Origin of the sequence: Paraconexibacter algicola, from assembly GCF_003044185.1 — a bacterium.
Lineage (GTDB): Bacteria > Actinomycetota > Thermoleophilia > Solirubrobacterales > Solirubrobacteraceae > Paraconexibacter > Paraconexibacter algicola.
The window spans coordinates 118,182-145,137 of sequence record NZ_PYYB01000001.1; the positions used below are offsets into that span (position 1 = coordinate 118,182).

Below are 26,956 nucleotides of genomic sequence, written 5' to 3' on the forward strand. Positions count from 1 at the left end.
AGCATCGCGCCCATGGAACGCGGCGTGTCCCGTCGGGAGCTGCTGGTCGCCGGTGCCGCCGGGGCGGGCGGCCTGCTGCTCGGGGCGCGCGGCGCGCCGCCCGCGCTCGGGCAGCTCGCAGCGCTACGCGGCGGGCTGCGCTCGGAGCTCGTGACCGTGACGCCGACAGGCTTCTCGTGCTGGTGGGCGACGTCGGAGGCGTCCGACAGCCGGATCGTGCTGCGGGGCCCGGGCCTGCCCGCCGCCGGGGAGTCGCGGGTGCTGGAGCAAGACGCCCGGGTGCACGTCGCGTCCGTGGAGGGTCTGCAGCCGGGCCGCGAGTACCGCTACGAGCTGTGGTCCGGCGGCCGCCGGGTGCCCGAGAACGACGCGCACACCGGGGTCGTGACGACGCTGCGCCGGCCCGCCGGGCGCGTGCTGGCGACGATCGCCGTGCTGAACGACATCCACGTCGGCGAGGGCTGCTCGGGGACGATCAGCGGCGACTTCCCGCCGTGCTTCTCCGAGCCCGGCTACGCGATCCGCATGACCGCTGCGGCCGTGCGGGCGATCCGGCGGCTGCGCCCCGACCTGCTCGTCGTCAACGGCGACCTCACCGACCGCGGCCGCCCCGACGAGGTGCGCCGCGCCCTGGCGGTGCTGCGCCGGGCGCGCGTACCGCTGGCGGTGACGCGCGGAAACCACGACCGCCGCTTCGGTCCCTGCGGGGAGGACGGGGACTGCCTGCGGATGCAGGCGTTCGGCGACCGACCCGTCGGCGCGCACGCCCTGTCGTGGTCGCGCGACGTCGGCCCGGCGCTGACGGTGATCGGCCTGGACTCCTGCGACCCGGACAGCGGCCGCGGGCGGCTGGACCTCGGGGACCAGCTGTCGTTCCTGGACCGCGAGCTGACCCGGGCCGCCGGACAGGGCCGCCGGGCGCTCGTGCTCTTCCACCACCCGATCGTCGCCGGGTCGCGCTTCAGCGCGCTGCCGCCCTTCGGCTCCGGGGTCGACCCCGACCGCGGCGGCCGTGACGCGCTGGGGGTGCTCGCCCGGCATCCGCACGTCGCGCTGGTGCTCCACGGGCACACGCACCGCAACCTCGTCGCCTACGACGAGCGGATCGGGGAGCGGCTGCCGTTCGTGGAGAACGGGGCGGGCAAGGAGTACCCGGCCGGGTTCGCGCTGCTGCGCTTCCACGAGGACGGTGTCACGCGCGAGTTCCACCGCATGGACGAGCCGTTCGTGCGCGAGTGGGTGGCGACCAGCGCCCGGCAGGTCTACGGGCGCCAGGCGGAGTACACGCGCGGCCCACGGTCCAGCCGCGGCTTCACGCACCTGTACGGGCGGCGGGGGTTCCAGCCCGCGCCGTCGCTGCCGCTGAGCGCGCCGGACCTGCCGTTCGTCGGCAGCTGAGACGGACGGTCAGACGTCGGCCGCGGCGAGCAGCGCGACGCGCTCGGCCTCGGCCATCTGCACGTCGACGATCGCGGTGATGCCGTCGGCGCCGAGCGCCACGGGGACGGCGAGGACGCTGCCGGTGATCCCGAGCTCGCCCTGGCAGAGCGCCGAGCACGGCAGCACGCGGCGCGTGTCGTCGACGATCGCCGCGACGACGTCGACGACCGCGGCGGCGGGCGCCAGCAGCCCGGCGCGCTCGCCCAGCCCGGCGCGCAGCTCGTCCGCCGCGTCGGCGACGCCCGCGACGACCGCGTCGAGCCGCTCGGTGCCGAGCACCTCGGCGGCGGGACGTCCGGCGATCGTCGCGGTCGAGGTGATCGGGACGAGCACGCCGTCGTGCTGGCCGAGCACGAGCGCCTGCACGTCGGCGACGCTGACGCCCGCCTCGCGGGCCAGCAGCGACCGCAGCCGCGCGGTGTCGACGACGGTCCCGAGGCCGAGCACCTGACCGCGCGGGAAGCGCGTCGCCTCGAGCACCGCGTGCGTGGCCGCGTCCACCGGGGTGGTGAGCACGACGACGACCGCGTCCGGGCAGCGGCGGGCGAGCTCGGTCCCGACCTCGGCGAGCGCCGCGAGCGGGTCCGGCCCGCCGAGGGCGAGGACGACGACGTGGCTGCCCGCGACGTCCACCCAGCCGCCCGGGGAGACCCGGCCGGCGCCCGCGTCGAGCGCGACCGCGGCGGTGAGGTCGAGCGCGCGCGCCCGGGCACGAGCGGCGTCGGCGTCGACGAGCACGACGTCCGCGTCGGGCCGGCGGCCGAGCAGCAGCGCGGTCGCCGAGCCGACCGCGCCGGCCCCCACCACGGTGATCTTCCGTCTCATCGACCGAGTATCGCCCACGCGGCCCCCCGGCGCGGTGGACGATCGTCGGGGCGGGCCCACATCCCAGGTGTGTCACTATTCCGAAAAGTCACATCCGTGACATTTGCTGGTCATAACCGCACCGATTAGAGGTAGATGTGACACCATGACGGACTTTCTGGACGAGAAGCGTCAGGAGATCGCGAGCCGCCTGAAGGAGCTGGCGCCGCTCGTCGAGGAGTACCACAAGCTCGAGGCGGCGCTGCAGGCGCTCGACGGCGTCCGCGCCGCGCCCGCGCCCGCGCCCTCCCCCGCCCGTGCACCGCGGGCCCGCAAGGCCGCCTCGGGTGCGGACTCCGGCACGGGCCGTCGCGGCCGCCCCAAGGGCAGCGGCCCGCGGGCCAATGAGGCGCTCACGCTCGTGAAGGAGAAGCCCGGCATCACCATCCCCGAGCTCGCCGACGCGATGGGCATCAAGCAGAACTACCTCTACCGGGTGCTGCCCGGGCTGCAGAAGGAGGGCCTGGTGCGCAAGGAGGGTCGCGGCTGGCACGCCCTCGAGGCGGCCTGAGCGCCCGCGCAACGGCCGAGGGCCGGCGCCACCGCGGTGGCACCGGCCCTCGGTCCGTCCGGGATCGGTCGGGTCAGCCGACGAGGCCGAGGCCCTTGACCGCGTCGCGCTCGCCGACGAGCTCGGCGACGGTCGCGTCGATCTTCTCCTGCGCGAACTCGGGGATCTCGAGGCCCTGGACGATCGAGTACTCGCCGCCCGAGCAGGTCACCGGGAACGAGCTGATGATGCCCTCGGCGACACCGTAGCTGCCGTCGGACGGGATCGCCATCGAGACCCAGTCACCCTCGGGGGTCCCGAGCACCCAGTCGTGGATGTGGTCGATCGCCGCGGAGGCGGCGGAGGCCGCCGAGGAGGCGCCACGCGCGTCGATGATCGCCGCGCCGCGCTTGCCGACGGTCGGCTGGTAGGTCTCGCGGTACCAGTCGAGGTCCGAGCCGACGGCCTCGAACGCGTTCTGGCCCTTGACCTTCGCGTTGTAGAGGTCGGGGAACATCGTCGGCGAGTGGTTGCCCCAGATCGCCATGTTCGTGATGTCGGACACGGTGGCGCCGGTCTTCTCGGCCAGCTGGGCGATCGCGCGGTTGTGGTCCAGGCGCGTCATCGCGGTGAAGCGCTCCTTGGGCACGTCGGGCGCATTGGCCTGCGCGATCAGCGCGTTGGTGTTCGCCGGGTTGCCGACGACGAGGACCTTGATGTCGTCCGCGGCGCCGGCGTTGATCGCCTCGCCCTGCGGCTTGAAGATCGCGCCGTTGGCCTCGAGCAGGTCGGCGCGCTCCATCCCCGGACCACGCGGGCGGGCACCGACGAGCAGGCCGATGTTCGCCCCGTCGAACGCCTTGGTGGCGTCGTCGTAGATGTCGATGTTCGCCAGCAGCGGGAACGCGCAGTCGTTCAGCTCCATGGCGGTGCCCTCGGCGGCCTTGACGGCCTGGGGGATCTCGAGCAGCCGCAGGTTGACGGGGGTGTCGGGGCCGAGCATCGCGCCGGAGGCGATGCGGAAGAGCAGGGCGTAGCCGATCTGGCCGGCGGCGCCGGTCACGACCACGTTGACGGGGGTGCTCACGGTTCGGTGTCTCCTTCAGGGGTCCGGTGAGGGTGAGGTGCGGGCGATGCTATCGGCGTCGCGATTCACCGGCGGTACGGCGCCATGGCGCCGAGCGCTCAGAGCAGCTCCGCGTCGTGGACGAGCAGCGCGACCTGGACGCGGTTGTTCAGGTCGAGCTTCGTCAGCAGGCGCGAGACGTGGGCCTTCACCGTGGCCACGCTCATGTGCAGCTCGGCGCCGATCTCGGCGTTCGAGCCGCCACCGCCGAGCGCGACGGCGACCTCCAGCTCGCGTTCGGTGAGCTCCTGCAGCGCCTCGCGCGCGCGGCCGCGACGATCCTCGACGGCCGGGTCGGCGACGTGCGTGATCAGCTGGCGGGTGACCGCCGGGGACAGCATCGCCTCACCGGCGGCCACGAGCCGGATCGCCTCGACGATCCGGGCGGGCGGCGTGTCCTTCAGCAGGAACCCGCCCGCGCCCGCGCGCAGCGCACGCAGCACGTGCTCGTCGGCGTTCATGGTCGTCAGGACGATCACCTGCGGCGGGTCGCGGCGTGCGCGCAGCGCCTCGGTGGCGGCCAGCCCGTCGACCCCGGGCATGCGGATGTCCATCAGCACGACGTGCGGGCGGTGCGCGTCGACGGCGGCCGGCACCTCGGCGCCGTCGGACGCCTCGGCGACGACCCGCAGGTCGGACTGCCCGTCGAGCATCATCCGCAGCGCCGAGCGCACGAGCGCGTCGTCGTCGACGAGCAGGACGCGGATCGTGCTCACGTCGCCTCCACCGGCCAGGGCAGCCAGACGCGCAGGCGGAACCCTCCGTCCTGCGTGGGTCCGTGCTCGAGGCGCCCGCCGGCGAGCTGTGCGCGCTCGCGCAGGCCGAGCAGCCCGCTGCCCGCCCCGGGGATCCGGGCGGACGCCCCCACGGCGGCGCCGACCGGTGCCGGGTTGTCGACCTCGACGGTCAGCCCGTCGCCGGGGGCCCCGTGCAGGCGCACGTCGACCGGGGCGCCGTCGGCGTGCTTGCGCGCGTTGGTGAGCCCCTCCTGCACGACCCGGTAGGCGGTGCGGCCCAGTCCGGCGGGCACCGCGCCGACGGCGACCTCGGCGCGGACGCGCATCCCCGCCGCGCGGCTCTCCGCCAGCAGCGCGTCGAGGTCCCCGAGCGTCGGCTGCGGGCGGGCGGGCGCCCCCGACGCGGCGTCGACCTCGGCGGACTCGCCCGCGTCGGAGCGCAGCACGCCGATCACCTCGCGGAGGTCCTCGAGCGCCTCGTGGGCGCTGCGGCGGATCACGCCCGCGGCCTGCGCGATCTCGCGCGGCGGCGCGTCGGGTCGGAACTCGAGCGCCCCCGCGTGCATGCTCAGCAGCGAGATCCGGTGCGCGAGCACGTCGTGCATCTCGCGCGCGATCCGCGCCCGCTCGCCGTCCCGGGCCTGCTGGGCGCGCAGCTGCTGCTCGGCCTCGGCCCGCTCGGCGCGTTCGCGCAGCGAGTCGACGAGCTGACGGCGCGCGCGCACGTACATGCCCCACGCCACGATCGCCGTGAGGAAGACGGCGAGCATGACCAGCAGCCAGCCGTACGCGAGCTCCTCGTCGGGGTAGAGGCGGAAGTACACGGCGCCGGTCGCGAGGTTCAGCGCGGCGATCGTCGCGGTCACGCGGAACGGCCGGTGCACCGCGAGGGTGAAGAGCATCACCAGCCCGACGCCGGAGGCGGAGCTCGCGAACAGCCCGAGCGGCATCGTCGCCGCCGCGATCGTCACGGGGTAGCGCGTGCGCCACCACAGCGCGACGAGCGCCACGACGCCGCCGAGCACGTCGAGGGCCGCGACGAGGTCCCCGTGGCGCTTCCAGGGCGCGTCGACGGCGAGCGTGAACAGCCCGAAGCCGAGGGCGAGGACGATCAGCAGCGGGTCGCGCCAGGTGCGCGGGGGGACGCGGACGGCGGTGGGCTCCATCGCGATCGAGCGTACGCGTCGACGGGCCCACCCACCACCGACCGAGGTCGATGGCGTCATCGACCTTCGGCCGATGTGCGTGAGCGCCGCCGCGCCGATCCTGATCGCATGATCCACGTCGAGAACCTCACGAAGCGGTACGGCGGGCACACCGCCGTGCAGGACGTCAGCTTCCGCTGCGAGCCGGGCACCGTCACCGGCTTCCTCGGACCGAACGGGGCGGGCAAGTCCACGACGATGCGGATGATCGCCGGGCTGACGCCGCCCACCGCCGGGAGCGCGACCGTGCTCGGCGTGCCCTACCGGCAGCTGCCCAACCCGGGCCGCGAGATCGGCGTCCTGCTCGACGCCGGCGCCCAGCACGCGGGCCGCAGCGGCCTCGAGGTGCTGCGCCTCACCGCCGACGTGCTCGGCGTGCCGCGCGCGCGGGTCGACGAGCTGCTGTCGCTCGTGGACCTCGACCGCACGAAGGCGCGCCGCCGCGTCGGCGACTACTCGCTGGGCATGCGCCAGCGGCTCGGACTCGCCCAGGCCCTGATCGGCGACCCGCGCGTGCTGATGCTCGACGAGCCCGCCAACGGCCTGGACCCCGAGGGCATCCACTGGATGCGCGGCCTGCTGCGCGACTTCGCCGACCGCGGCGGCACGGTGCTGCTCTCCTCGCACCTGCTGCGCGAGGTCGAGGCCGTCGCCGACCGGCTCGTCGTCATCGCCGGCGGCCGGATCGTCGCCGACGCCGACAAGGCCGAGCTGCTGCAGGCGACCGGCACGCTCGTGAAGGCCACGAGCCGCACCGAGCTGCGCCGCGCGCTCGCCGCCGCCGGCCTGCCCTCCACCACCACGACCGACGGCGGGCAGCTCGTCGAGGCGACCGCCGAGCAGGTCGGCCGGGCGGCCGCCGACGCCGGCGTCGTCCTCCTGGAGCTGCGTCCCGCCGACGGCGCCGGCCTCGAGGAGCTGTTCCTGTCCCTGACCCACACCGCCCCGACCGAGGAGGTCGCCGCATGAGCCCCGCCACCGCCACAGCCCAGCCAGCCGCGCCCCCGGCCGCGACGGCGGGCCCACGCGCCATCGCCGGCCCGACCCTCGGACGGCTCGTCCGGGTGGAGCTGCGCAAGGCGTCCGACACCCGCTCGGGCCGCTGGCTGCTCGCGGTCGCCACCCTGGTCGCCGCGGTCGTCGCGATCGCGATCCCGATCGCGGTGCCGCAGGAGGACGTGGTGCTCAGCGACGTCGTGCAGCTCGCGCTGCTCCCCTACCTCGTGCTGCTGCCGATCATCGGCATCCTGCTCGTGACGAGCGAGTGGTCGCAGCGCACGGCGCTCGCGACCTTCGCGCTGGTGCCGGATCGCCGCCGGGTCGTCGTCGCGAAGGTGATCGCGGCGCTGGCCCTGACGTTCGCCGGCCTCGCGATCGGGCTGCTCGCCGCGGTCGCGTCGACCGCGGTCGGCGGCGGCGAGGGCGCCTGGAACCTCAGCGCGGGCGAGCTCGGCCAGGCGGTCCTGGCGGGCGTCATCAACATGCTCTGGGGTCTGGGCTTCGGCCTGCTGCTGCGCAGCCCGGCCGCCGCGATCGTCGCGTACTTCGCCCTCCCCACCGTCTTCACGGTGCTCGGCGAGCTGATCAGCTCGCTGCGGTCCACCTGGGACTGGCTGGACCTGAACGTGCCGTTCATGGCGATCAGCGAGCTGCGCGCCTCCGGGGACGACTGGTGGCAGCTGCTCACCGCCGGGACGATCTGGATCGTGCTGCCGCTGGTGATCGGCACGGCGCTGCTGCTGCGACGCGAGGTGAAGTAGCCCGCGCCGTGCGACCATGGAGGGGTGATCGGCTCCTCGTCCGTCCAGCTCGGTCGCCTGTTCGGGATCAGGATCGGCGCCAGCCCCAGCTGGTTCGTCTTCCTGTTCCTGATGATCTACTTCCTGTCCGGGCAGTTCCAGGACGTCCTGGGCGGCTCGGACACGGAGGCCTACCTCGTCGCGGTCGCCGGCGCGCTGCTGTTCTTCGTGTCGCTCGTCGCCCACGAGCTCGGCCACGCGCTCGTCGCCCGCCGCAGCGGGATCGGGATCGAGGGGATCGACCTCTGGTTCTTCGGCGGCCTCGCGAAGCTCAGCCGCGACAGCCGCACCCCGGGCGAGGAGTTCCGCGTCGCCGGCGCCGGCCCGGCGGTGACGCTCGTGGTCTGCGCGCTGTGCCTGGCGTTCGGCTTCGGCCTGTCCCGGGCCGGCGAGTTCTTCGACAACGTGACGTTCAGCGAGTCGAGCACCACCCCGGCGCTCGCGCTCGCCTCGTGGCTGTTCACCGTCAACGCGTTCCTGTTCGTGTTCAACATGGTCCCGGCGTTCCCGCTGGACGGCGGGCGCCTGGCCCGCGCGGCCGCGTGGAAGATCACCGGGGACAAGAACCGCGGCACGCGCTTCTCCGCCCGGCTCGGGCAGGGCTTCAGCTTCGTGCTGATCGGCGGCGGCGCGGTCCTCGCGTTCACGATCGACCCGATCAACGGCGTGTGGCTCATGGTGCTCGGCTGGTTCCTCGGCCAGGCGGCGTCGGGCGCGGTCGCGACGAGCGACTTCGCCGAGCGGATCGACGGCGTGACCGTCGCCGACCTGATGGACGGCGACCCGGTCACGATCCCCGGGGACACGACCGCGCTGCGCGCGCAGGAGGACTTCTTCCTGCGCTACGGCTGGGAGTGGTTCGCCGCGGTCGAGCCCGGGACCGGGCGCTACCTCGGGATCCTGCCGCGGGTGCGGGTGGACGGCGCGGTCGACGCGGGTCGCCCGATCCTGCCGGTCGCCGACCTGCTCGACGCCGCCGACGCGCGCTTCGCCGTCCGCGACGACGAGCCGCTGGAGGCGCTGATCCACTCCGCGCCGCTGCGCGACCTCGGGGCGCTCATGGTCGTCGACGCCGCCGGGGCGCTGCGGGGCGTCGTCACGGTCCAGCAGGTCCGCCGCGCGCTCGGCGCCGCGGTCGACGCCGCGTAGGGCGCGTCGGCATCGCCGGCCGTCACGGGCACGGGGCGCCGCCGCTGAGGCGGAGCGGGGCGGGGCCTCGACCGCCGACGCGCCGACTCCCGGGCGGCCGGTGCGCGCCGCCGCGCGGCCCGCGCCTCTCGTGGACGTCGCGCGCCCCCCGTCCGACGGGTCCGCGGATCGCCCCCGGGGATCCGGTGATCCCCGTTGCAGCGCCTGTGAGAGCCCCGCAGGAATAAGGGTTGCCTAACTGCCGATGGACAGCGAATGCCGTCCGCGGGAGTGGGGAATGGGCGCGTATGTCGTCAAGCCGGGAGCGATCCCGACCCGTATAGAGTGCGGTCCTAGAACACGTCCGTCGCAGAGAGAGTTCATGCCTTCACACGACGTCCTCATCATCGGCGCGGGACTCGCAGGTCAGCGAGCCGCCCTCGCCGCAGCCCAGGCCGGAGTCACGGTCGCGATCATGAGCAAGGTCCATCCGGTCCGCTCACACTCGGTGGCCGCCGCCGGCGGCATCAACGCCGCGGTCAGCGTCACCGACGACTGGCGCTCCCACGCCTACGACACCGTCAAGGGATCAGACTTCCTCGGCGACCAGGACGCCATCGAGGTGATGTGCTCCGAGGCCCCCGCCGAGGTCATGCACCTCGAGCACATCGGCGTCACGTTCCACCGCAACGACGACGGTCTGCTCGACCTCCGCGCCTTCGGTGGCGCCTCGGTCAAGCGCACCGCCTACGTCGCCGACATCACCGGCCAGGCCATCCTGCACGTCCTGTACGAGCAGCTGATGAAGCACTCCGACACCGTCGACCGGTACGAGGAGTGGTTCACCACCTCGCTCATCCTCGACGACGAGGGCACCTGCACCGGCTGCGTGGCGCGGAACATCCGCACCGGCGACATGGAGGTCTTCACCGCGAAGAACGTCATCCTCGCCTCCGGTGGCGCCGGCCAGATCTGGAAGCCGTCCACCAACGCGCTCATCTGCACCGCCGACGGCATCACGCAGGCGTACCGCGCCGGCGTGCCGCTGATGGACATGGAGATGATCCAGTACCACCCGACCACGCTGCTGGAAAACGGCTTCCTCATCACCGAGGGCGCCCGCGGCGAGGGTGCGCACCTCCTCAACTCCGAGGGCGAGCGCTTCATGGAGAAGTACGCGCCCAACAAGATGGAGCTCGCCTCCCGCGACGTCGTGTCGCGCGCCGAGCAGACCGAGATCAACGAGGGTCGCGGCGTCGGCGAGGACGGGGCGGGCATCTACCTCGACATCACCGTCGTGCCGAAGAAGCGCACGCTCGAGGCGCTGCGCGAGATCGTCAACATCGGCAAGGACTTCGCCGGCGTCGACATCACCAAGGAGCCGATCCTCATCCGGCCCGGCCAGCACTACATCATGGGCGGCGTCAAGACCGACGTCGACGGCGCGACCCCGGTCCCCGGCCTGTACGCCGCCGGCGAGGTCGCCTGCGTCTCCGTCCACGGCGGCAACCGGCTCGGCGCCAACTCGCTGCTCGACACGCTGATCTTCGGCCGCCGCTCCGGCGAGCACGCCGCGGAGCGCGCGAAGAGCATGACGATGCCGACCAACGACCGCACGCAGCTGCTCAAGGACGAGGCGGAGATCAAGGAGATCATCGGCCGCCCGAAGACCGGGCGCCGCGTCTCCGAGATCAAGGACGAGCTCGGCACCGTCATGAACCGCTACGTCGCGGTGTTCCGCGACGAGGCCGGCCTCCAGCACGCGCACGAGGTCGTGCGGCGGCTGAAGGAGGAGGCGAAGTCCGCCTACATCGACGACCAGGGCACCGTCTTCAACCAGGACGTGCTCGGGGCGATCGAGCTCGGCTACATGCTCGACGCCGCCGAGTGCTGCGTCGTCGCCGCGCTCGAGCGCAAGGAGTCCCGCGGGGCGCAGTTCCGCACCGACTTCCCGGAGCGCAACGACGACGAGTGGCAGAAGCACATCAACACGTCGATCAACGGCGACGACGTGCCGACGATCCACTACTCGCCCGTGACCATCACCCAGTGGCAGCCCGAGGAGCGCAAGTACTAGATGGACACTCGTAAGCCCGCGCAGGACTTCACCCTGCGCATCCGCCGCTACGACCCGGACTCGGGCGAGGCCCCGTACTGGGACGAGCACACGGTGACCCTCGAGCCGCACCGCTCGGTGCTCGAGGGCCTGCTGCAGGCCAAGGCCAAGTACGACGGCTCGATCGGCGTGCGTTGTTCGTGCCGTGCCGCGATCTGCGGCTCCTGCGGCGTGCGGATCAACGACAAGCCCGGCCTCGCCTGCCACACCCATCTCGAGGAGGCGCTCAAGCGCTCCAAGGACGGGAAGATCACGGTCGAGCCGATGGGCAACATGCCCGTCATCAAGGACCTGATCGTCGACATGGACGCGGTCCACTGGAAGAAGATCAACCGCGTCACCCCGTGGCTGATCGGCAAGACCCCGGTGCCGGAGCGCGAGTACGTCGTCGACCGCGTCTCGATGGTCGACGTCACCCAGACGATGGCCTGCATCCAGTGCGGCGCCTGCGTCTCGGACTGCCTCTCGATGGAGGTCGACCCGGGCTTCATCGGCCCGGCCGCCCTCGCGAAGGCGTACCGCTTCGTCGGCGACCCGCGTGACGCCGAGCAGCAGCAGCGGCTGAAGGACCTCGCCGAGGACCCCAACGGCATCTACAACTGCACGCACTGCTTCAAGTGCGTGGAGGCGTGCCCGAAGGGCGTCGCGCCGATGAACCAGATCATGCGTCTGCGCCGTCGCGCCGGCTCCGACCACCACATCGACGACCGCAACAACGGCCACCGTCACGAGGCCGCGTTCGTCACGCTCGTCAAGCAGGGCGGCCTGCTCCACGAGGCCGAGCTGCTCCCGCGCTCCTACGGCGGTGACAGCTGGTTCGGCAAGTTCGCCCCGAAGGCGGGCGCCGAGCTCGTCTCCTCGCTGCCGGTCATCACCAAGGCGGTGCTGCGGCGCAAGGTCAACCCGAAGCTCGCGCTCGTGCCGCACAAGATCCCCAAGCAGGACGTCAAGGCCGTCCGCGAGATCTTCGACACGATCGGCTCGCGCGAGGAGCGCTACGAGCTGAACCTGTACGTGGTCGGGGACGACAAGGACCTGGAACAGCCCGTCGCGGGCGCCGTCGAGGATCGGAGCACCACCTGATGAAGGTCGCCTACTGGCCCGGCTGCGTCAGCCGCGGCTTCACCCCCGAGCTGCACGGCTCGATGGCGCAGGTCGCGCCGAAGCTCGGGATCGAGCTCGTCGAGCTCGACCGTGCCTGCTGCACCGGTGCCGGCGTCATCGCCGAGCACAACCAGGAGCTCGCCGACACCCTCAACGCCCGCACGTTCGCGCTGGCGCAGCAGGAGCTGGCGAAGGGCGCCGACCTGATGATGAACATCTGCTCGACCTGCCAGGGCGCGCAGAGCGAGTCGCAGGAGCGCCTGGACGCGAACAAGGTCTACCGCGACCACGTCAACGAGACGCTGGCCAAGGAGAACCTGACCTACCAGCAGGGCATCGCCAACAAGAACTTCCTGTGGATGCTCGTCGAGGACTACGGCCTCGACAAGCTCAAGGAGAAGGTCGTCAAGCCCCTCACGGGCCTGAAGGTCGGCCCGTTCTACGGCTGCTACATCGTCCGTCCGGCGGACCGCCTGGGCATCGACGACGAGAACCCGCGTGACAGCTACCTGTCGCTGGTCATCGAGGCGCTCGGCGGCACGGTCATCGACTACGCCGGCTCGCACAAGTGCTGCGGCTTCCCCATCATCACGATGAAGAAGGAGGCGTCGCTGACGATGGCGGCGCGCAACCTCGGGGACGCGCAGGACGCGGACGCGGACTGCATCGTCACGCCGTGCCCGCTGTGCCACCTGAACCTCGACCTGCAGCAGCCGATCGCGGCGAAGCTCACGCCCAAGCCGCTGAACATGCCGGTGCTGCACCTGCCCCAGCTCGTCGGCCTGGCCCTCGGCCTGTCGCCGAAGGAGATCGGGCTGAACAAGCACGTCGTCAAGCCCACCGCGGTCGTCGACTGGTCGACGAGCGTGATCGCGGGCGTCGGCGCCGAGGGCGGCGGCTGGTAGCCACCCCCCCGGCCGCGTGCCGATCCCGCAGGACCTTCGAGGCCGCCCCACGGGGCGGCCTCGGTCGTTCTGCACCCCCGCTTGCAGGGGCGTCCTGTCGGGGCGCCACGACGCCCCGGCCGGGGCATAGGATGCGCGCTCGATGCGGTTGCCGGATCTCGACAAGGTGCTCCCCCTCCCCGGGCGGCGCCGCCCCAAGCGGGCGGCCGCAAAGCCTGCGCCGCGCTCGTTCCTGCCGCTGCCCTCCGAGGACGGGATCGCCGAGCGCGCCCGGGCGCTCGGCGCGCCGAAGGGCGGCACGAGCCCCGCGGGACCGCTGGACGTGGCCCGGCTCGACGCGGCGCGCGAGCGGCTGCGCCGCGAGATCCCGCCGGTCGACGACGACTGACGCCGTCCCCCGACGGCCCCGGAACGCGGACGGGCGGGCCGTCCTGGCCCGCCCGTTCCGACTCCCGGTGTTGCGTACCCCATTCCGCCCCAGGGAAGCTCTGTCGCGGTCGTCCCTCCCGTGGTCCGACCGGCTCGCCGTGTGTGCGTCAGGCGATGAGGCAATGGTGACGGAGCGGTCAGCGGCCGTCGTCCCCTCACCCGGGTGATCTTCGGGTGAGCGCCCGGGTGAGAAACGGGTGAGATCGCCCTCACCCTTTCGGGCCCGGCTGCCGATAGGGGTCACAGGACCATGGTCGCCCGCCGTTCCATCACCGTCGCGCTCGCCCGCTTCGAGGACCTCGTCGCCCGGGGCCTGCGCGCGTTCGTCGAGGACGACGAGCACCTCGAGATCGTGGCGGCCGACGTCGAGCAGCACGACCTCGACGGGGTCCTGCGGGTGCACCGGCCGCGCGTCGCGATCGTGAACTTCGGCGGGCTGCGCAGCCCGGCCGACGTCCGCCGCCTGCACACCGCGCACCCCGACACGCGTCTGGTGGTGCTCGCCAACCGGCCCGGGCCCGCCGAGGCCAACCAGATGCTCGCGTTCGGCGCGACCGCCTGCCTGAGCAAGGACACGCAGGCCCGCGACGTCCTCAACGCGATCCACCTCGCCTCCCGCGGCCTGCAGGTCCTCCCCCGCTCCGCGGCGGGCGGCACCGCGACGGCCGGCGAGCAGGTCGGCCCCGACCTCCTCACCCCGCGCGAGGCCGACGTGCTCGAGCACCTCCAGCGCGGCGCCTCCAACGCGGAGATCGCGCTCGCGCTGCACGTGGGCGTCGAGACCGTCCGCACCCACCGGCGCAACATCTACCGCAAGCTCGGGGTGCGGACCCGTCGCGAGCTCGCCGGCCTGACGTCCCGCTGAGCCCGACGCTCGTCAGCGGGTAGGGTGACGCCATGCCCAAGGTCAAGCTCCACCGCTGCCAGTTCACCTTCCTGCACACCGGTCTCGACGCCTGCTGGAACGCGGAGAAGGCGCTTCGCGACCAGGGGATCGAGTACGAGGTCGTCAAGCACAACGGCCTGAAGAAGGGCAACCGCCCGGCGCTCGAGGCGCTCAGCGGCCAGAGCAAGCTCCCCGTCATCGAGTTCGAGGACGGCTCCGCGTACCGCGAGGAGTCCAAGGACATGGCCAAGCGCATCCGCGCCGGCGAGCTCTTCTCCTAGCGCGGCACGCGTCGGGCCCGGTCACCGGACCCGACGGGCAGCACGGTGGCGCGCCGGTCGCGCGCCACCCCGGGACTCAGGTCCGGACGAGGCCCTTCTCGACCAGCAGCTCCGCGATCTGGATCGTGTTGAGCGCGGCGCCCTTGAGCAGGTTGTCGCCGACCACGAACAGGTTCAGCGAGCACGGGTCGGCGAGGTCCTTGCGGATGCGGCCGACGACGACCTCGTCGCGGCCCGCCCACTCCAGCGGGGTCGGCACGTCGTCGAGCGCGACGCCGGGCATCGCCGCGAGCGCCGCCTTGGCCTCGTCGACGTCGACCTCGCGCGCGAACGTGGCGCGGATCGCGATCGCGTGGCCGACCATGACCGGCACGCGCACGCACGTCGGGGCGACGGTCAGCTCGGGCAGGTCGAGGATCTTGCGGCTCTCGCTGAGCATCTTCAGCTCCTCGTCGGTGTAGCCGCCCTCCTTCTCGGAGCCCAGCCACGGCACGACGTTGAACGCGATCGGCTTCGCGTGGACGCTCGCGGTCACCGACGCGTACGCCTCGGCGCCGGCGTCGACGAGCTTCTCGCGCTGCCCGAGCAGCGTCGGGATCTGCTCGGCGAGCTCGTCCATGCCCTTCTGCCCCGCGCCGCCGACCGCCTGGTAGCTGGACGCCACCAGGGACCGCAGGCCGTAGACGTCGTGCAGCGCCTTCATCGGCGGCATGAACGCCATCGTCGTGCAGTTGGGGTTGGCGATGATGCCCTTCGGCGTCTGCGCGACGAGGTCGCCGTTGACCTCGCTGACGACGAGCGGGACCTCCGGGTCCGCGCGGAACGCGGAGGAGTTGTCGATGACGATCGCGCCCTTCTCGACGAACTTCGGCGCCCACTCGCGGCTGATCGAGCCGCCGGCGCTGAAGATCGCGATGTCGATCCCGCCGATGTTGCGGTCGGCGAGCTCCTCGACCTTCAGGCCGCCGTCGAGGACCTTGCCCGCCGAGCGGGCGCTCGCGAGCGGCACGACCTCGGCCGCCGGGAAGCGCCGGTCGCGCAGGAGCCGCAGCATCGTCGTGCCGACCGCGCCGGTGGCGCCGACGATGCCGACGATCGGGCCGCTGCCGCCGCCCTGGCCGGTGACCGGGCAGGTCCCCTCTCCGCCGGCGCCGGTCATGCGAACTCCCCAAAGGGCTGCTCGGGCCTGATCGTGTCCGGGCCGCTGAGCTCGAACGCGCTGTGCAGGGCGCGGACCGCGTCCGGCACCTTGTCGCCCGGGACCACGCAGGAGATGCGGATCGGGGAGGTCGAGATCATCTCGATGTTGATCTCGTGCTCGCCGAGCGTCGTGAAGACCTTCGCGGCGACGCCCGGGTGCGACTTCATCCCGGCGCCGACGATCGAGACCTTCCCCATCGACTCGTCGGTGCGGATCTCGATGCCGTGCTCGGCGGCCAGGGCCGCGAGCGCGTCCTTGGCCGTGTCGAGGTCCTCGCGCGGGATCGTGAACGACATGTCGGCCTTCGCGTCGGCGGTGACCGGCTCGTTCTGGATGATCATGTCGATGTTGACGTTCGCCTCGGCGAGCGTCGTCGTCACCCGCCCGGCGATGCCGGGATGGTCGGGCAGGCCCAGCAGCGTCACGCGCGCCTCCCCGGTCGAGTGGGTGACGGCGGTGATCAGGGGGTTCTCCACGGTGTCCTCCTCGGACACGACGATCGTGCCCGGTTGGTCGTCGAAGCTGGAACGGCAGTGGATGCGCACGCCGTGGTTGCGGGCGTACTCGACGCTGCGCAGCTGTAGGACGCCCGCGCCGGAGGCGGACATCTCGAGCATCTCGTCGAACGAGACGACGTTCAGCTTGCGCGCGTCGGGGACGATGCGCGGGTCGGCGCTGAACACGCCCGCGACGTCGGTGTAGATCTCGCAGACGTCCGCGCCGACTGCGGCGGCGAGCGCGACCGCGGTCGTGTCCGAGCCGCCGCGGCCGAGCGTCGTGACGTCCTTCGCGGTCGACACGCCCTGGAAGCCGGCGACGAGGACGATGTTGTCGTCGTCCAGCGCGCTCGTGATGCGGTCGGCGCGCACGTCGAGGATTCTCGCCTTCGTGTGCGACGTGTCTGTCACGATGCCCGCCTGTGAACCGGTCAGGGAGATCGCGCGGTGCCCGAGGTCGTTGATCGCCATCGCGCAGAGCGCGCAGCTGACGCGCTCGCCGGTGGAGAGGAGCATGTCCATCTCGCGGGGGTCCGGCGACGGGCTGACCTCGAAGGCGTCGGCGATGAGCCGGTCGGTCTCCTTGCCGCGGGCGGAGAGCACGGCGACGACCCGGTGGCCGGCCTCGCGCTTCTCGACGATGCGCTTCGCTGCGCGCTTGAGGCGCTCCGCGTCGGCGACGGAGGTGCCACCGAACTTCATGACGACGGTCGGGGGGGAGCTCATGGGGACGGTCGATTCTACGAGGGTGCCCGCCTCGCGGGCGGGCGACCCTGACCATGGGCGTGCACCTGCGTCGCCGCACCGTCGCACTGGTCGTGCTCCTCGCCGCCCTGGCGGCGGCGATCCCGCTGCTCACGGGCTCCGACGACGACGCCGCGCCGACCACCGAGGGCGGCTCCTCGTTCCGTGCCGCGCCCGAGGTCCGCGAGCGCGGATCGTCCCTGATCTCCGCGCTCGCGCCGCTGCTGGCCGCGGGCAGCGGCCGGGCGGGGCAGGGCTCCGCGACGGGCGCCGGCAGCACGACCACCGCCGCGCCGGAGCGCGGCGCGGCGGGCTCGAACCTCGGCGTGCCGGTCGACCGGGCTGCCGCGCGGCTGTTCGTCGTCGGCTTCCCGGGCACAACCCCGAACGCGCCGTTCTTCGCCCGGATGCGGGTCCGCGAGTGGGGCGGCGTGCTGCTCACGCGCCCGAACTACGTCGAGCCGGGACAGCTACGCACGCTCGCCGCCGGGGTCGGGGCGGCCGCGCGCGCGGCCGGGCACGACGAGCCGTTCGTCGTCGCCCGCCAGGCCGGCGGGGAGGACAGCGCGTTCGGCAACCTCCCGCCCGACGCCCAGTTCGACCAGCTGAGCCCGGAGGACGCCGCCGACCAGGCCCGGCGCTCGGCCGCGCAGCTGCGTGCGCTCGGGGTGACGATGACGCTCGCGCCCGACGCGGACCTCGGCTCGATCGGCGGGCCGTGGGACGGGCGCGGCTTCGCGGCCGACGTCCCGGACGTCACCGCCAAGACCGTCGCCGCCGTGCGCGCCTACCGGCGCGGGAACGTCGCCGCGGTCGTCGGGCACTTCCCCGGGGAGGGCGCGGCGTCCGCCGACCCGGCGCGCACCACCGCGACCGTCGGGCTCGGCCTCGACGAGCTGCGCGCCGCCGACATGCAGCCGTTCCTGGAGGTCGCCCCGGACGCCGCCGTCGTGCAGATGAGCGGCGCGCTCTACGCGGCGCTCGACGGGGTGACCCCGGCGACGCTGCTGCCGCAGGCGGTCGCGCTGCTGCGCAAGGAGGCCCGCTTCGACGGCGTCGTCCTGTCCGCGGACCTGGGGGCGGCCGCGTTCGCCTCGGGCACCACGCCCGGTGATGCCGCGGTCGACGCGCTGCGCGCCGGCTGCGACCTGCTGCTGCTGCCCGGGGACGCGACCGACCAGGAGCAGGCGGTGCGCACCGTGGTCCGCGCGATCCGCTCGGGGGCGCTGCCCGCCGCGCGGGTGCGCGAGGCGCTCGGCCGGGTCGCCGCGCTGAAGCGCCGCTACGACGTCGGCTGAGGGCCGGGAACGGGGCCTAGACCGCGCGGCGGCCCGCGAGGGCCTTGCCGAGCGTGACCTCGTCGGCGTACTCGAGGTCCGAGCCGACCGGCAGGCCGGAGGCGAGCCGCGAGACCGTGACCTCGGGCGCGCGCTCGTGCAGCCCCGCGGCGAGGTGCAGCGCGGTGGCCTCCCCGGTGGTCGTCGGGTTGGTGGCCAGCACGACCTCGCGGACGTCCGGGTCGCCCGGGCGCGGGGTGGCGACGCGGGCGTACAGCTCGGCGATCCGCAGGTCGTCCGGGTCCACCCCGTCGATCGGGCTGAGCGCACCGCCGAGCACGTGGTAGCGGCCCCGGTACTCGTGCGTGCGCTCGAGCGGCACGATGTCCCCGGGCTCCTCGACGACGCAGATCAGCGCGGCGTCGCGGCGCTCGTCCTGGCAGATCGTGCAGTGCGGCCCCTCCGCGAGGTTGAAGCAGATCTCGCAGACGCCGATCTTCTCCTTCACCTCGCGGATCGCGTCCGCCAGCGCGAGCGCCACGTCGGCGTCCGTGCGCAGGATGTGGAACGCGAGCCGCTGCGCGCTGCGCTGCCCGATCCCGGGCAGGCGGCCGAGCTCGGTGACGAGCCGCTGGACGGACGGGGCCTGCAACGGCTAGAAGCCCGGGAGCCCCAGGCCGCCGAGGTCCATGCCGCCGGTGACGCCGCCCATCGCCTTGGCGGCGAGCTCCTGCGCCGAGCGGATGCCCTCGTTGACCGCGGCGAGGACGAGATCCGACAGCATCTCGGGGTCGTCGGGGTCGATCGCCTCGGGCTTGATCTCGATCGACTTCACGACGAGCTCGCCCGTCACGACCACGGTCACCATGCCGCCACCGGCCGTCGCGGTGACCTCCTGCTCCTTCAGCTTCTCCTGCGCGGCCATCATGTCGGCCTGCATCTTCTGGACCTGCTTGAGCATCTGGTTCATGTTCGGCTGGGGCATCGGTCAGCTCTCCGTGGGGGTCTGGTCGGGGGCGGGTTCCTCTTCCGCGTCGAACGCGGACTTCAGGCGGGCGAGCAGCTCGTCCTCGCCGATCGGCTGCGCGGCGGCGCCGATCTCCGGGACGACCTCGCTGAGGTCACGCAGGTCGAACGTCACCCGGGCGCGCATGCCGGTGATCGAGCGGATGGCCTCGACCAGGGCGTCGCGGTTGGGCTTGTCCTCCGCCTTCTTGCGCATGAACGCGTTGCCCTCGTCGAATGCGACGACGAGCTCCTCGCCGTGCAGCTCGACCGGGACCGCGCCGCCGAGGACCGCGCCCAGCAGGCCGCTCTGCTCGCTGATCGTCTCGAGCACCGCGGGCCACAGGTCCTTGACGCCGTCGAGATCGATCGAGCCCACGGGCGCGGCGACCGGCTCGGGGGCGGGCGGCGGCGGAGCGGGCGGATCGGGGACCGGTGCGGGCGCAGCGGCCGACGCGACGGGCGCCGGCGGGACGGGCGCCGGCGCGGCGGCGGGCGCCTCGGTGGGCGGCGACGGCGCAGCGCCCGTCGGCGCTGCGGGGGCCGGAGGCGGGCTGTCCACCGGCGTGGCAGGCCGGGCGGGCGCGGCGGGCGGCGCGGGCGTGGCGGCGGGCGCGGACTGGACGGGCGCGGCGGGCGCCGGCTCGGGCGCGGGCGGCGCGGCGGCGGCCGGCGCGGGTACGGGGACCGCGGCGGCGGCGGGCGTCGGCACCGGGGCGGGCGCGCCGGACGCGAGGCGGGCCTCGAGCCGCTCGATCCGCGCCATCAGCGCGCGGGTCGTCGCGTCGACCTGCGGGGTGGCGGCCTTCACGAGCGCGAGCTCGAGCTGCGTGCGCGCGTCCGCACCGTCGCGGACGGCCCGCAGCGCCGTGGCCAGCAGGTCCAGCAGCCGCACGACGTCGCCCGGCGTCACCCGCTGGGCCTGGTCGAGCAGGCGCGCGTCACGGTCGGGGGTGATCGCGATCTCGCGCGGGACGGTCCCGAGCGTCTGCACGACCATGACCTCGCGCACGTGGCCCTCGAGCTGGCGGCTGTAGTGCTGCAGGTCGCGCCCACCGTCCGAGAGCGCCGCGATCGCGCGCAGCACCCCGGCGGCGTCGTGCGACGCGACGGCGTCGAGCGTGCCGAACAGCTGGTCGTCCGCCGCGACGCCGAGCACCGCGAGGACGTCGTCGAGCGTGATCTGCGCCCCGGAGTAGGTGACGAGCTGCTCGAGCGTGCCGAGCGCGTCGCGGAACGAGCCGGTCGCGTGGCGGGCCAGCAGGGCGACCGCGTCGGCGGGGATCGTGATCCCCTCCTGCGCGGCGACGCGGCCGACGACCCCGGCGAGCTGCTCGACGGTCGGCCGCTGGAAGTCGAAGCGGTGGCAGCGGTCCGCGACGGTCGGCAGGACCTTGTCCGCCTCGGTCGTCGCCAGCACGAAGATCGTGTTCGGCGGCGGCTCCTCGAGCGTCTTGAGGAACGCGTTCCACGCCTGCGTGGTCAGCATGTGCGCCTCGTCGAGGATGTAGACCTTCGCGCCGCCCGAGACCGGGGCGAAGGCGACGCTGTCGCGCAGCTCGCGGACGTCGTCCACCGAGTTGTTGGACGCCGCGTCCATCTCGATGACGTCGAGCGACGTCGCCGCGGCGATCGCCACGCACGACGGGCACGCGCCGCACGGGCTGACCGTCGGCCGGGACTCCGCCCCGGTGCAGTTCAGGCACGCGGCGAGGATCTTCGCCATCGACGTCTTGCCGGTCCCGCGGGACCCGACGAACATGTACGCGTGGTGGACCTTGCCCTGCTCGACGGCGTTGCGCAGGGTGCGCACGACGTGCTCCTGACCGACCACGTCGGCGAACGTGCGCGGGCGGTGGCGACGGTAGAGCGAGGGGCCGGCGGACACGAGGAGCCAGTCTAGGGATACCCCCGGCGCGGCCGACGGGTAGCGTCACGGCCCTCGTGCACGCGCGTGTGAAAGCCCTGCTCCCGGCCATGCTCGTGCCCCCGGCGCTCGCCGCGGCGCTGCTCGTGCTGTTCCGCGGCGACGGCTTCCCGAACTACGACACCGAGTACGCGCTGCTCTGGGGCCGCGACATCGCCCGGCTCGACCCGATCGACACGGGCGCCTTCCTCTCCCCCACCCCGCACCCGCTGGCGAACCTCGCCGGCGCGCTGCTCGCCCCGCTGGACCTCGGCGTCGCGACGCAGCCCTACGGGACGACGGCGGAGTCGATCGTGACGGCGCTCGCGTTCCTGTGGCTCGGCGTGCTCGGCTACCTCGTCTACCGCCTCGGCGAGCGCTGGGCGGGCCCGGCGGCCGGGATCCTCGCCGCCGCGATCGTCCTCACCCGCGAGCCGGTCCTGAGCTTCGGCGTGCGCGCCTACGTCGACATCCCGTTCGTCTGCCTCGTGCTCGCCGCGATCCTGCGCGAGACACGGCGGCCCCGGGACGGCGCCGGGGTCCTCGTGCTGCTCGCGCTCGCCGGCCTGATCCGCCCGGAGGCGTGGCTGCTCGCGGCCGGCTACCTCGCGTACCTCTGGTGGCCGCAGCGGTGGGCGACGCCGCGACTCGCGCTCCTCGCCGTGCTCGCCACCGCCGGTCCCGTCCTGTGGGCGCTGCACGACCTGCTGCTCGTCGGCGACCCGCTCTACTCGCTGACCGGGACCCAGGACAACGCCGAGGTGCTGCAGCGTCGGCGCGGCTTCGCGGACCTGCCGCTCTACGGGCCCCGCCGCCTCGGCGAGATCGCGCGCGAGCCCGTCCTGCTCGGTGCCGCGCTGGGTCTCGGGCTCGCGGTCCTGCGCCTGCGGGCCGTCCACGCGGTGCGGGTCGGGCTCGCGTCGCTCCTCGCCGCCGCCGTCGCGTTCGGCCTCCTGGCGGGCGCCGGGCTGCCGATCATCACCCGCTACCTGCTGCTGACGTCGGTGCTGCTGGCGCTGTTCGCCGCGGTCGCGCTCGTCGGCGTCACGCGGCTTCCCGCCGGTGACCGGCTGCGCCGACCGGCCTACGCCGGGGCGGTCGCGACGGCGACGCTGTTCGTCGCCTTCGGCCCCGGCCAGGTCGACCGGATCGACCGGCTGCGCGCCGCGATCACGACGCAGACGCAGATCCTTGCCGACCTGCGGTCGCTCACCGAGCCGCGTGGCTCGGACCCCGCGCCGATCACCCGCGGGTGCGGTGTCGCGGTGCCCAACCAGCGGGCCGTGCCGCAGCTGGCGCTGTGGCTCGACGCGCCGCCGTCGCGGATCGTCGTCACGCAACGCGCGGGCGTGCCGCCGCGCGGCGTCTACGTCGTCCCCGCCAGCGCGGACGTCGCGCGGCGCTTCGTCCTCGACCCGCGCGACGAGCGCAAGGCGATCCCGCGCCCGCCGGCGGACGCCGACGACGTCGCCCGCAACGGGTCGTGGTCGGTGTCGCGACGCTGCCCCTGAGACCCGGGCGAGACTGGCGCGACGACCGTCGCATCAGCTACGCTCGCCTCAACTGCGGCGCCCTGCCGCAGTTTTGTCCAGGGGGAGTCCAGCCCCGCCTCAGGTTCCGCAGGGTCCGCGCGCACGTCGTCATCGGTGCCCGAGCATGGCTGGATCTCGCATCACAAGGGAGGTTTCACCCATGAAGAAGACCATCGCCGCCTGCGCGTTGACCGCGCTCGTGGTCGGCGGAGGATCGGCCACCGCTGCGTCGCTCATCACGAGCGCGAAGATCAAGGACGGCACGATCCAGAACCGCGACATCAAGAAGGGGACGATCAGCGCGAACCGCCTGACCCCCGGTCTGCAGCAGCTGATCCGCGCCGGCGCCGCCGTCCAGGGCGTCTCCGCCGGCGTCGCCGGCCCGCAGGGTCCGGCCGGCGCGCAGGGCGCCGCAGGCGCCCAGGGTCCGGCGGGCGCGCAGGGTCCGGCGGGCGCGCAGGGCCCGGCCGGCACGAACGGCACCAACGGCGCGCAGGGCCCGACCGGCCCGGCCGGCGCCGCGGGCACCAACGCCGACGGCTCGGTCACGACGCCGGTCCGCGCCGACGGGGACAGCGGCTTCGCGATCGGCAGCACCGCCGGCACCGGCGCCGGCACCCCGAACAACGGGACCGCCACGATCGCCGACGGGCAGCTGAAGCTCAGCTTCAACGCCACCGGCGGCGGCTTCGCGGGCGCCGGCAAGACGTACAGCAACGTGCCGCTCTCCTCGCTCAGCACGCTCGCGTACAAGTGGGCGAAGACGGCCGGCGCGCCGAGCGCCCACCCGCCGCTGAAGATCGACGTCATCGACGCCACGCCGTGCACCGGCGGCGCGCCGTGCGGCGACCGCCCGCTGTTCGCGAACAACTCGACCACGCTCGTCTACGAGCCCGTCTACACCAACGGCGTCACGCCGTCGGGCGAGACCCGCGACGTGCTCAACGACGCGGACGCCTGGTGGTGGAGCACGCGCGACATGAACGGCGCGGACGACCGTGACGCCGCGAACCCGCGCGGCTACCAGCAGACCCTGAAGCAGATGCTCGCCAACAACCCGAACATGAAGATCACCCGGATCTACGTGCAGGCGGGCCAGAACAGCGCGGGCGCGCCCTGGAACAGCTTCGAGGGCTCCGTCGACTGGCTGAACATCGGCTTCACCGGCCAGACCACGACGCGGTTCGACTTCGGCGGCTGACGCCCGGTCACACCGCAGCAGCAACGGCGACGCCCCCGGGAGACCGGGGGCGTCGTCCGTCCTGCGAAGTCATGGACCGTGCACCCGACCTCGAAGTGGCGATCGACGGGCGCTTCCGTCGAGACACGGCTCCGACCCAGGAACTCCCGCTGCGCCCGCCGGTGATCGCTTAAGGCTGCTTCCTTCCGGACCTGACCTGGTTCACGAGCCGTCGTCGCGCGGGACCCGGATCATCGACACCGCACTCGGCGAGCTCGACCCCGCGACCTCACCCCTCAACCGGGGATTCGGCCTCGCTAGAGCGGATTGCGAGCGACAGGGCACCGCTACCTCCCCGCCTAGCACGGTCCGCCCTCGATGCTACCGGCCGGGCCCCGACGGCGCGCGACCACCCTTTCCCGACCACGGACGTCGGAGTTCCACTATGGTCCCGCCGGCCACGATGTAGGCATCCCTAACTAGGGCACCCTAAGACCGAAGGCTCGACCATGCGCAAGTACCTCCTCCCGCTGCTCCTCGTGCTCCCGCTCGCCACCACCGTGGCCGCCTGCGGCGACGACGAGGGGAACCCCAACGCCCTCACCGTCTACTCCGGCCGCAACGAGGACCTCGTCGGCCCGCTGCTCGAGCGGTTCGAGAAGGAGTCCGGCGTCGACCTCGAGGTCCGCTACGCCGACACCGCCGAGCTCGCGGCCACGATCCGCGAGGAGGGCGCCAACTCGCCCGCCGACGTCTTCTTCGGCCAGGACGCGGGCGCGCTCGGCGCGCTCGCCAAGGAGCAGCTCACCGCCCCGCTGGCGCAGAGCCAGCTCGGCAAGGTCGACGAGCGCTTCCGCTCCCCGGCCGGCGCCTGGGTCGGCACCTCCGCCCGCGCCCGCGTGATCGCCTACGACAGCCGCGAGTACCAGGACGCCGACCTGCCGCAGAGCGTCTTCGACCTCACCCAGCCCGCGTGGAAGGGCAAGGTCGGCTGGGCGCCCACCAACGGCTCGTTCCAGGCGTTCGTCACCGCCATGCGCAAGATCGCCGGCGAGGACCGCGCCAAGGCCTGGCTCGAGGGCATGCGCGCCAACGGCGTCAAGACGTTCGACTCGAACATCGCGATCCGCGACGCGATCGCCGCCGGCGAGATCGACCTCGGCCTGATCAACCACTACTACGTGCTCGAGGCCAAGGCCCAGGAGGGCGACGACTACCCCGTCGACGTCCACTTCACGAAGGCCGGCGACCCCGGCTCGCTCGTGAACGTCGCCGGCGTCGCGGTGCTCAAGAGCTCCGAGAAGCAGGCCGACGCCGCCAAGCTCGTCGACTTCCTGCTCGCCACCGAGGCCCAGAAGTTCTTCGCCGAGGAGACCAAGGAATACCCGGTCGCCGACGGCGTCGCCGCCCCCGCGGGCGTCCCGCCGCTCGCCGACCTCGAGCAGCCCGACATCGACCTGTCGGACCTCGACGACCTCGCCGGGACGCTCGAGCTGATCGAGTCCTCCGGGGCCCTCTAGCCCCGAGGACCGGAGCCGGACGCGTGGGCCTCGCGCTCGCCACCCCGCTGCGCCGCCGCATCCCGCCGCCCGCGCTCACGCTCGCGGGCGCGGCGTGCGCCGCGGTGGTCGCCGTGCCGCTCGTCTACCTGGCGATCGTCATCGGCGACCACCCCGACGCCGCCTGGGAGGCGCTGTGGCGCGAGCGGACCGCCCGGCTCATCGGCCGCTCGCTGCTGCTCGCCGCCGCCGTCTCGCTCAGCGCCTCGGTGCTCGCGCTGACGCTCGCGTGGCTGACCGTCCGCACCGACCTGCCCGGCCGGCGGCTGTGGTCGGTCCTCGTCGTGCTCCCGTTCGTGATCCCGAGCTACATCGGGGCGTACCTGTTCGTCAGCGCCCTCGGGCCGGGCGGCGTGATCGCCCAGACCTCGTGGATCTTCGGCTTCTGGGGCGCCTGGCTCGTGCTGACGCTCTTCACCTACCCGCTCGTGCTGCTGCCCGTGCGGGCCGCGCTGCGCCGCCTGGACCCGGCGCTCGAGGAGGCCGCGCGCGGCATGGGCCGCCGGCCGTTCGTGGTCTTCGCGACCGTCGTCGTCCCGCAGCTGATCCCCGCCCTGGGCGCCGGGGCGCTGCTGGCGATCGCCTACTCGCTCGCCGACTTCGGCGCCGTGTCGATCCTGCGGTTCGACAGCTTCACCCGCGTGATCTACCAGTCCTACAAGGCGAGCTTCGACCGCACCGGGGCGGCCGCGCTCGCCGCCCTGCTCGTCGTCGTGATCGTGCTTGTCGTCATCGCGGAGCGGCGGATCCGCGGCGACCGGGGCCGCACCCGCGTCTCCCCCGGCGTGGCGCGCGCCGCCACCCCGGTCGCGCTCGGCCGCTGGACCGTGCCGGCGCTGCTGTTCTGCGGGCTCGTCGTCGCGGTCGCGCTCGTGATCCCGGTCGCCACCCTGATCGTCTGGTCCGGCCGCGCGTTCGCCGGCGACCCCGACTGGGGCCGGCTGCTCGCCGCCGCCGGACGCTCGCTGGCGACCGCGGGGCTCGCCGCCGGGGCCGCGGTGCTCGTCGCGCTGCCGATCGCGCTGCTGTCGGCACGGCACCCCGGGCGGATCAGCCGCGTGCTCGACACCGTCGCGCAGACCGGCTACGTGCTGCCCGGCCTCGTCGTCGCGCTGGCGCTCGTGTTCGTCGGCACCCGCGTCGCGCCCTGGGCGTATCAGACCCTCGGCATCGTGGTCTTCGCGCTCGTCGTGCACTTCCTGCCGCTCGCGCTCGGGTCGATGCGCACCGCGCTGCTGCAGGTCCCGCGGTCCGTCGAGGAGGCCGGACGCAACGCCGGTCGCGGCCCGCTCGCCGTCTGGGCGACGATCACCGCCCCGCTGGCGATGGGCGGCACCCTCGCCGGGGCGGCGCTCGTGTTCCTCACGACGGTGAAGGAGCTGCCGACCCTGATCCTGCTGGCGCCGACCGGCTACGAGACGCTCGCCACGCGGATCTGGTCGCAGTCCACGGTCAGCGCCTTCGAGGCGGGCGCGCTTCCCGCCCTGCTGCTGCTCGCGGTCAGCGCCCCGCCCCTGTTCCTCCTCGCCGCCAAGGAACGCTGAG

General features: G+C 73.5%; 25 protein-coding genes and 1 other RNA gene. 16 read left to right on the plus strand and 10 right to left on the minus strand.

Translation table 11 applies throughout. The features are described from left to right. The first annotated feature begins 12 nt into the window (after positions 1-12). Complete coding sequence (locus C7Y72_RS00560; RefSeq protein ID WP_107566681.1) at positions 13-1,398, plus strand: metallophosphoesterase family protein; 1,386 nt, start codon at positions 13-15, stop codon at positions 1,396-1,398. Between the two features lie 9 nt (positions 1,399-1,407). Here C7Y72_RS00560 and C7Y72_RS00565 read toward each other — a convergent pair whose 3' ends face one another. Then, positions 1,408-2,265 (minus strand): lactate/malate family dehydrogenase, encoded by an 858-nt coding sequence (locus C7Y72_RS00565; RefSeq protein ID WP_107566682.1) that lies wholly within the window; start codon positions 2,263-2,265, stop codon positions 1,408-1,410. Between the two features lie 145 nt (positions 2,266-2,410). Between C7Y72_RS00565 and C7Y72_RS00570 the strand changes: the two genes are divergently transcribed. Beyond that, a complete protein-coding gene (locus C7Y72_RS00570) occupies positions 2,411-2,815 on the plus strand; it encodes a helix-turn-helix domain-containing protein (protein ID WP_107566683.1) in 405 nt (134 codons plus the stop codon). A gap of 73 nt (positions 2,816-2,888) precedes the next feature. Here the strand turns inward: C7Y72_RS00570 and C7Y72_RS00575 are convergent, their stop codons facing one another. The 3 genes from C7Y72_RS00575 to C7Y72_RS00585 form a co-directional block, all read right to left on the minus strand. Next, positions 2,889-3,881, minus strand: coding sequence for a malate dehydrogenase (locus tag C7Y72_RS00575; protein ID WP_107566684.1), 993 nt, complete (start codon positions 3,879-3,881; stop codon positions 2,889-2,891). Positions 3,882-3,979: 98 nt separating this feature from the next. Further along, positions 3,980-4,576, minus strand: coding sequence for a response regulator (locus C7Y72_RS00580; protein WP_349016814.1), 597 nt, complete (start codon positions 4,574-4,576; stop codon positions 3,980-3,982). A 56-nt stretch (positions 4,577-4,632) separates the two neighbouring features. Then, entirely contained in the window at positions 4,633-5,823 is a 1,191-nt protein-coding gene (locus tag C7Y72_RS00585; protein ID WP_199223816.1) for a sensor histidine kinase, read from the minus strand. Positions 5,824-5,931: 108 nt separating this feature from the next. Here C7Y72_RS00585 and C7Y72_RS00590 point away from each other — a divergent pair, with 108 nt between their 5' ends. The 9 genes from C7Y72_RS00590 to C7Y72_RS00630 all read left to right on the plus strand — a co-directional run bounded on the left by C7Y72_RS00590 (position 5,932) and on the right by C7Y72_RS00630 (position 14,510). Beyond that, on the plus strand, positions 5,932-6,831 hold the full coding sequence (locus C7Y72_RS00590) for an ABC transporter ATP-binding protein (RefSeq protein WP_107566687.1): 900 nt from the start codon (positions 5,932-5,934) through the stop codon (positions 6,829-6,831). Next, complete coding sequence (locus C7Y72_RS00595) at positions 6,828-7,622, plus strand: ABC-2 transporter permease (protein WP_107566688.1); 795 nt, start codon at positions 6,828-6,830, stop codon at positions 7,620-7,622. The genes C7Y72_RS00590 and C7Y72_RS00595 overlap by 4 nt, the downstream gene beginning before the upstream one ends. 24 nt (positions 7,623-7,646) lie before the next feature. Then, entirely contained in the window at positions 7,647-8,810 is a 1,164-nt protein-coding gene (locus C7Y72_RS00600) for a site-2 protease family protein (RefSeq protein WP_107566689.1), read from the plus strand. Between the two features lie 361 nt (positions 8,811-9,171). After that, entirely contained in the window at positions 9,172-10,866 is a 1,695-nt protein-coding gene (locus C7Y72_RS00605) for an FAD-binding protein (protein ID WP_107566690.1), read from the plus strand. After that, positions 10,867-11,988 (plus strand): succinate dehydrogenase/fumarate reductase iron-sulfur subunit, encoded by a 1,122-nt coding sequence (locus C7Y72_RS00610; RefSeq protein ID WP_107566691.1) that lies wholly within the window; start codon positions 10,867-10,869, stop codon positions 11,986-11,988. Further along, on the plus strand, positions 11,988-12,914 hold the full coding sequence (locus C7Y72_RS00615; protein ID WP_107566692.1) for a CoB--CoM heterodisulfide reductase iron-sulfur subunit B family protein: 927 nt from the start codon (positions 11,988-11,990) through the stop codon (positions 12,912-12,914). The genes C7Y72_RS00610 and C7Y72_RS00615 overlap by 1 nt, the downstream gene beginning before the upstream one ends. Before the next feature lie 142 nt (positions 12,915-13,056). Beyond that, positions 13,057-13,302 (plus strand): hypothetical protein, encoded by a 246-nt coding sequence (locus C7Y72_RS00620; RefSeq protein ID WP_107566693.1) that lies wholly within the window; start codon positions 13,057-13,059, stop codon positions 13,300-13,302. A 291-nt stretch (positions 13,303-13,593) separates the two neighbouring features. Continuing rightward, positions 13,594-14,208, plus strand: coding sequence for a response regulator transcription factor (locus tag C7Y72_RS00625; protein ID WP_107566694.1), 615 nt, complete (start codon positions 13,594-13,596; stop codon positions 14,206-14,208). Positions 14,209-14,240: 32 nt separating this feature from the next. Next, positions 14,241-14,510 (plus strand): glutathione S-transferase N-terminal domain-containing protein, encoded by a 270-nt coding sequence (locus tag C7Y72_RS00630; RefSeq protein ID WP_107566695.1) that lies wholly within the window; start codon positions 14,241-14,243, stop codon positions 14,508-14,510. A 76-nt stretch (positions 14,511-14,586) separates the two neighbouring features. Here the strand turns inward: C7Y72_RS00630 and C7Y72_RS00635 are convergent, their stop codons facing one another. Together C7Y72_RS00635 and C7Y72_RS00640 are read right to left on the minus strand one after the other, a co-directional pair. Then, positions 14,587-15,669, minus strand: a complete 1,083-nt coding sequence (locus tag C7Y72_RS00635) for an aspartate-semialdehyde dehydrogenase (RefSeq protein ID WP_107566696.1) — start codon at positions 15,667-15,669, stop codon at positions 14,587-14,589. After that, positions 15,666-16,934, minus strand: a complete 1,269-nt coding sequence (locus C7Y72_RS00640) for an aspartate kinase (RefSeq protein ID WP_233243674.1) — start codon at positions 16,932-16,934, stop codon at positions 15,666-15,668. The genes C7Y72_RS00635 and C7Y72_RS00640 overlap by 4 nt, the downstream gene beginning before the upstream one ends. A 53-nt stretch (positions 16,935-16,987) precedes the next feature. Here C7Y72_RS00640 and C7Y72_RS00645 point away from each other — a divergent pair, with 53 nt between their 5' ends. After that, positions 16,988-18,250: a glycoside hydrolase family 3 N-terminal domain-containing protein gene (locus tag C7Y72_RS00645; protein ID WP_107566697.1), complete on the plus strand. Its 1,263-nt coding sequence runs from the start codon at positions 16,988-16,990 to the stop codon at positions 18,248-18,250. 16 nt (positions 18,251-18,266) lie between these two features. Here the strand turns inward: C7Y72_RS00645 and recR are convergent, their stop codons facing one another. The 3 genes from recR to dnaX are packed head-to-tail and all read right to left on the minus strand — an operon-like array spanning position 18,267 to position 21,122. After that, positions 18,267-18,881 carry a recombination mediator RecR gene (recR, locus tag C7Y72_RS00650; RefSeq protein ID WP_107566698.1) on the minus strand — a complete coding sequence of 205 codons (615 nt, stop codon included), beginning with the start codon at positions 18,879-18,881 and terminating at the stop codon, positions 18,267-18,269. 3 nt (positions 18,882-18,884) lie between these two features. Further along, complete coding sequence (locus C7Y72_RS00655) at positions 18,885-19,214, minus strand: YbaB/EbfC family nucleoid-associated protein (protein ID WP_107566699.1); 330 nt, start codon at positions 19,212-19,214, stop codon at positions 18,885-18,887. 3 nt (positions 19,215-19,217) lie between these two features. Further along, on the minus strand, positions 19,218-21,122 hold the full coding sequence (dnaX, locus tag C7Y72_RS00660) for a DNA polymerase III subunit gamma/tau (RefSeq protein ID WP_107566700.1): 1,905 nt from the start codon (positions 21,120-21,122) through the stop codon (positions 19,218-19,220). An 89-nt stretch (positions 21,123-21,211) separates the two neighbouring features. On the opposite strand from dnaX, the gene C7Y72_RS00665 reads away from it, so the two are divergent. Both C7Y72_RS00665 and C7Y72_RS00670 read left to right on the plus strand, forming a co-directional pair. Next, positions 21,212-22,651: a glycosyltransferase family 39 protein gene (locus tag C7Y72_RS00665; protein WP_146175200.1), complete on the plus strand. Its 1,440-nt coding sequence runs from the start codon at positions 21,212-21,214 to the stop codon at positions 22,649-22,651. Between the two features lie 181 nt (positions 22,652-22,832). Next, positions 22,833-23,873: a hypothetical protein gene (locus tag C7Y72_RS00670; RefSeq protein ID WP_146175201.1), complete on the plus strand. Its 1,041-nt coding sequence runs from the start codon at positions 22,833-22,835 to the stop codon at positions 23,871-23,873. Positions 23,874-23,949: 76 nt separating this feature from the next. Here C7Y72_RS00670 and ffs read toward each other — a convergent pair. After that, positions 23,950-24,220: signal recognition particle sRNA large type (gene ffs / locus C7Y72_RS00675), an RNA gene on the minus strand. 141 nt (positions 24,221-24,361) lie between these two features. Between ffs and C7Y72_RS00680 the strand changes: the two genes are divergently transcribed. Then, positions 24,362-25,372, plus strand: coding sequence for an iron ABC transporter substrate-binding protein (locus tag C7Y72_RS00680; protein ID WP_107566703.1), 1,011 nt, complete (start codon positions 24,362-24,364; stop codon positions 25,370-25,372). Positions 25,373-25,395: 23 nt separating this feature from the next. Continuing rightward, positions 25,396-26,955, plus strand: coding sequence for an ABC transporter permease (locus C7Y72_RS00685; protein ID WP_107566704.1), 1,560 nt, complete (start codon positions 25,396-25,398; stop codon positions 26,953-26,955). Position 26,956: the final 1 nt, after the last annotated feature.

What these genes read in the sequence shown, in the direction of transcription:
- C7Y72_RS00625 (WP_107566694.1), top strand. Translation starts at nt 13,594, where the DNA reads ATGGTCGCCCGCCGTTCCATCACCGTCGCGCTCGCCCGCTTCGAGGAC.
- C7Y72_RS00640 (WP_233243674.1), bottom strand. Translation starts at nt 16,934, where the DNA reads ATGAGCTCCCCCCCGACCGTCGTCATGAAGTTCGGTGGCACCTCCGTC.
- C7Y72_RS00595 (WP_107566688.1), top strand. Translation starts at nt 6,828, where the DNA reads ATGAGCCCCGCCACCGCCACAGCCCAGCCAGCCGCGCCCCCGGCCGCG.
- C7Y72_RS00645 (WP_107566697.1), top strand. Translation starts at nt 16,988, where the DNA reads ATGGGCGTGCACCTGCGTCGCCGCACCGTCGCACTGGTCGTGCTCCTC.
- C7Y72_RS00635 (WP_107566696.1), bottom strand. Translation starts at nt 15,669, where the DNA reads ATGACCGGCGCCGGCGGAGAGGGGACCTGCCCGGTCACCGGCCAGGGC.
- C7Y72_RS00605 (WP_107566690.1), top strand. Translation starts at nt 9,172, where the DNA reads ATGCCTTCACACGACGTCCTCATCATCGGCGCGGGACTCGCAGGTCAG.
- C7Y72_RS00585 (WP_199223816.1), bottom strand. Translation starts at nt 5,823, where the DNA reads ATGGAGCCCACCGCCGTCCGCGTCCCCCCGCGCACCTGGCGCGACCCG.
- C7Y72_RS00565 (WP_107566682.1), bottom strand. Translation starts at nt 2,265, where the DNA reads ATGAGACGGAAGATCACCGTGGTGGGGGCCGGCGCGGTCGGCTCGGCG.
- C7Y72_RS00590 (WP_107566687.1), top strand. Translation starts at nt 5,932, where the DNA reads ATGATCCACGTCGAGAACCTCACGAAGCGGTACGGCGGGCACACCGCC.
- C7Y72_RS00610 (WP_107566691.1), top strand. Translation starts at nt 10,867, where the DNA reads ATGGACACTCGTAAGCCCGCGCAGGACTTCACCCTGCGCATCCGCCGC.
- C7Y72_RS00670 (WP_146175201.1), top strand. Translation starts at nt 22,833, where the DNA reads ATGAAGAAGACCATCGCCGCCTGCGCGTTGACCGCGCTCGTGGTCGGC.
- C7Y72_RS00655 (WP_107566699.1), bottom strand. Translation starts at nt 19,214, where the DNA reads ATGCCCCAGCCGAACATGAACCAGATGCTCAAGCAGGTCCAGAAGATG.
- C7Y72_RS00620 (WP_107566693.1), top strand. Translation starts at nt 13,057, where the DNA reads ATGCGGTTGCCGGATCTCGACAAGGTGCTCCCCCTCCCCGGGCGGCGC.
- C7Y72_RS00680 (WP_107566703.1), top strand. Translation starts at nt 24,362, where the DNA reads ATGCGCAAGTACCTCCTCCCGCTGCTCCTCGTGCTCCCGCTCGCCACC.
- C7Y72_RS00580 (WP_349016814.1), bottom strand. Translation starts at nt 4,576, where the DNA reads ATGATGCTCGACGGGCAGTCCGACCTGCGGGTCGTCGCCGAGGCGTCC.
- C7Y72_RS00570 (WP_107566683.1), top strand. Translation starts at nt 2,411, where the DNA reads ATGACGGACTTTCTGGACGAGAAGCGTCAGGAGATCGCGAGCCGCCTG.
- C7Y72_RS00665 (WP_146175200.1), top strand. Translation starts at nt 21,212, where the DNA reads ATGCTCGTGCCCCCGGCGCTCGCCGCGGCGCTGCTCGTGCTGTTCCGC.
- C7Y72_RS00615 (WP_107566692.1), top strand. Translation starts at nt 11,988, where the DNA reads ATGAAGGTCGCCTACTGGCCCGGCTGCGTCAGCCGCGGCTTCACCCCC.
- C7Y72_RS00560 (WP_107566681.1), top strand. Translation starts at nt 13, where the DNA reads ATGGAACGCGGCGTGTCCCGTCGGGAGCTGCTGGTCGCCGGTGCCGCC.
- C7Y72_RS00630 (WP_107566695.1), top strand. Translation starts at nt 14,241, where the DNA reads ATGCCCAAGGTCAAGCTCCACCGCTGCCAGTTCACCTTCCTGCACACC.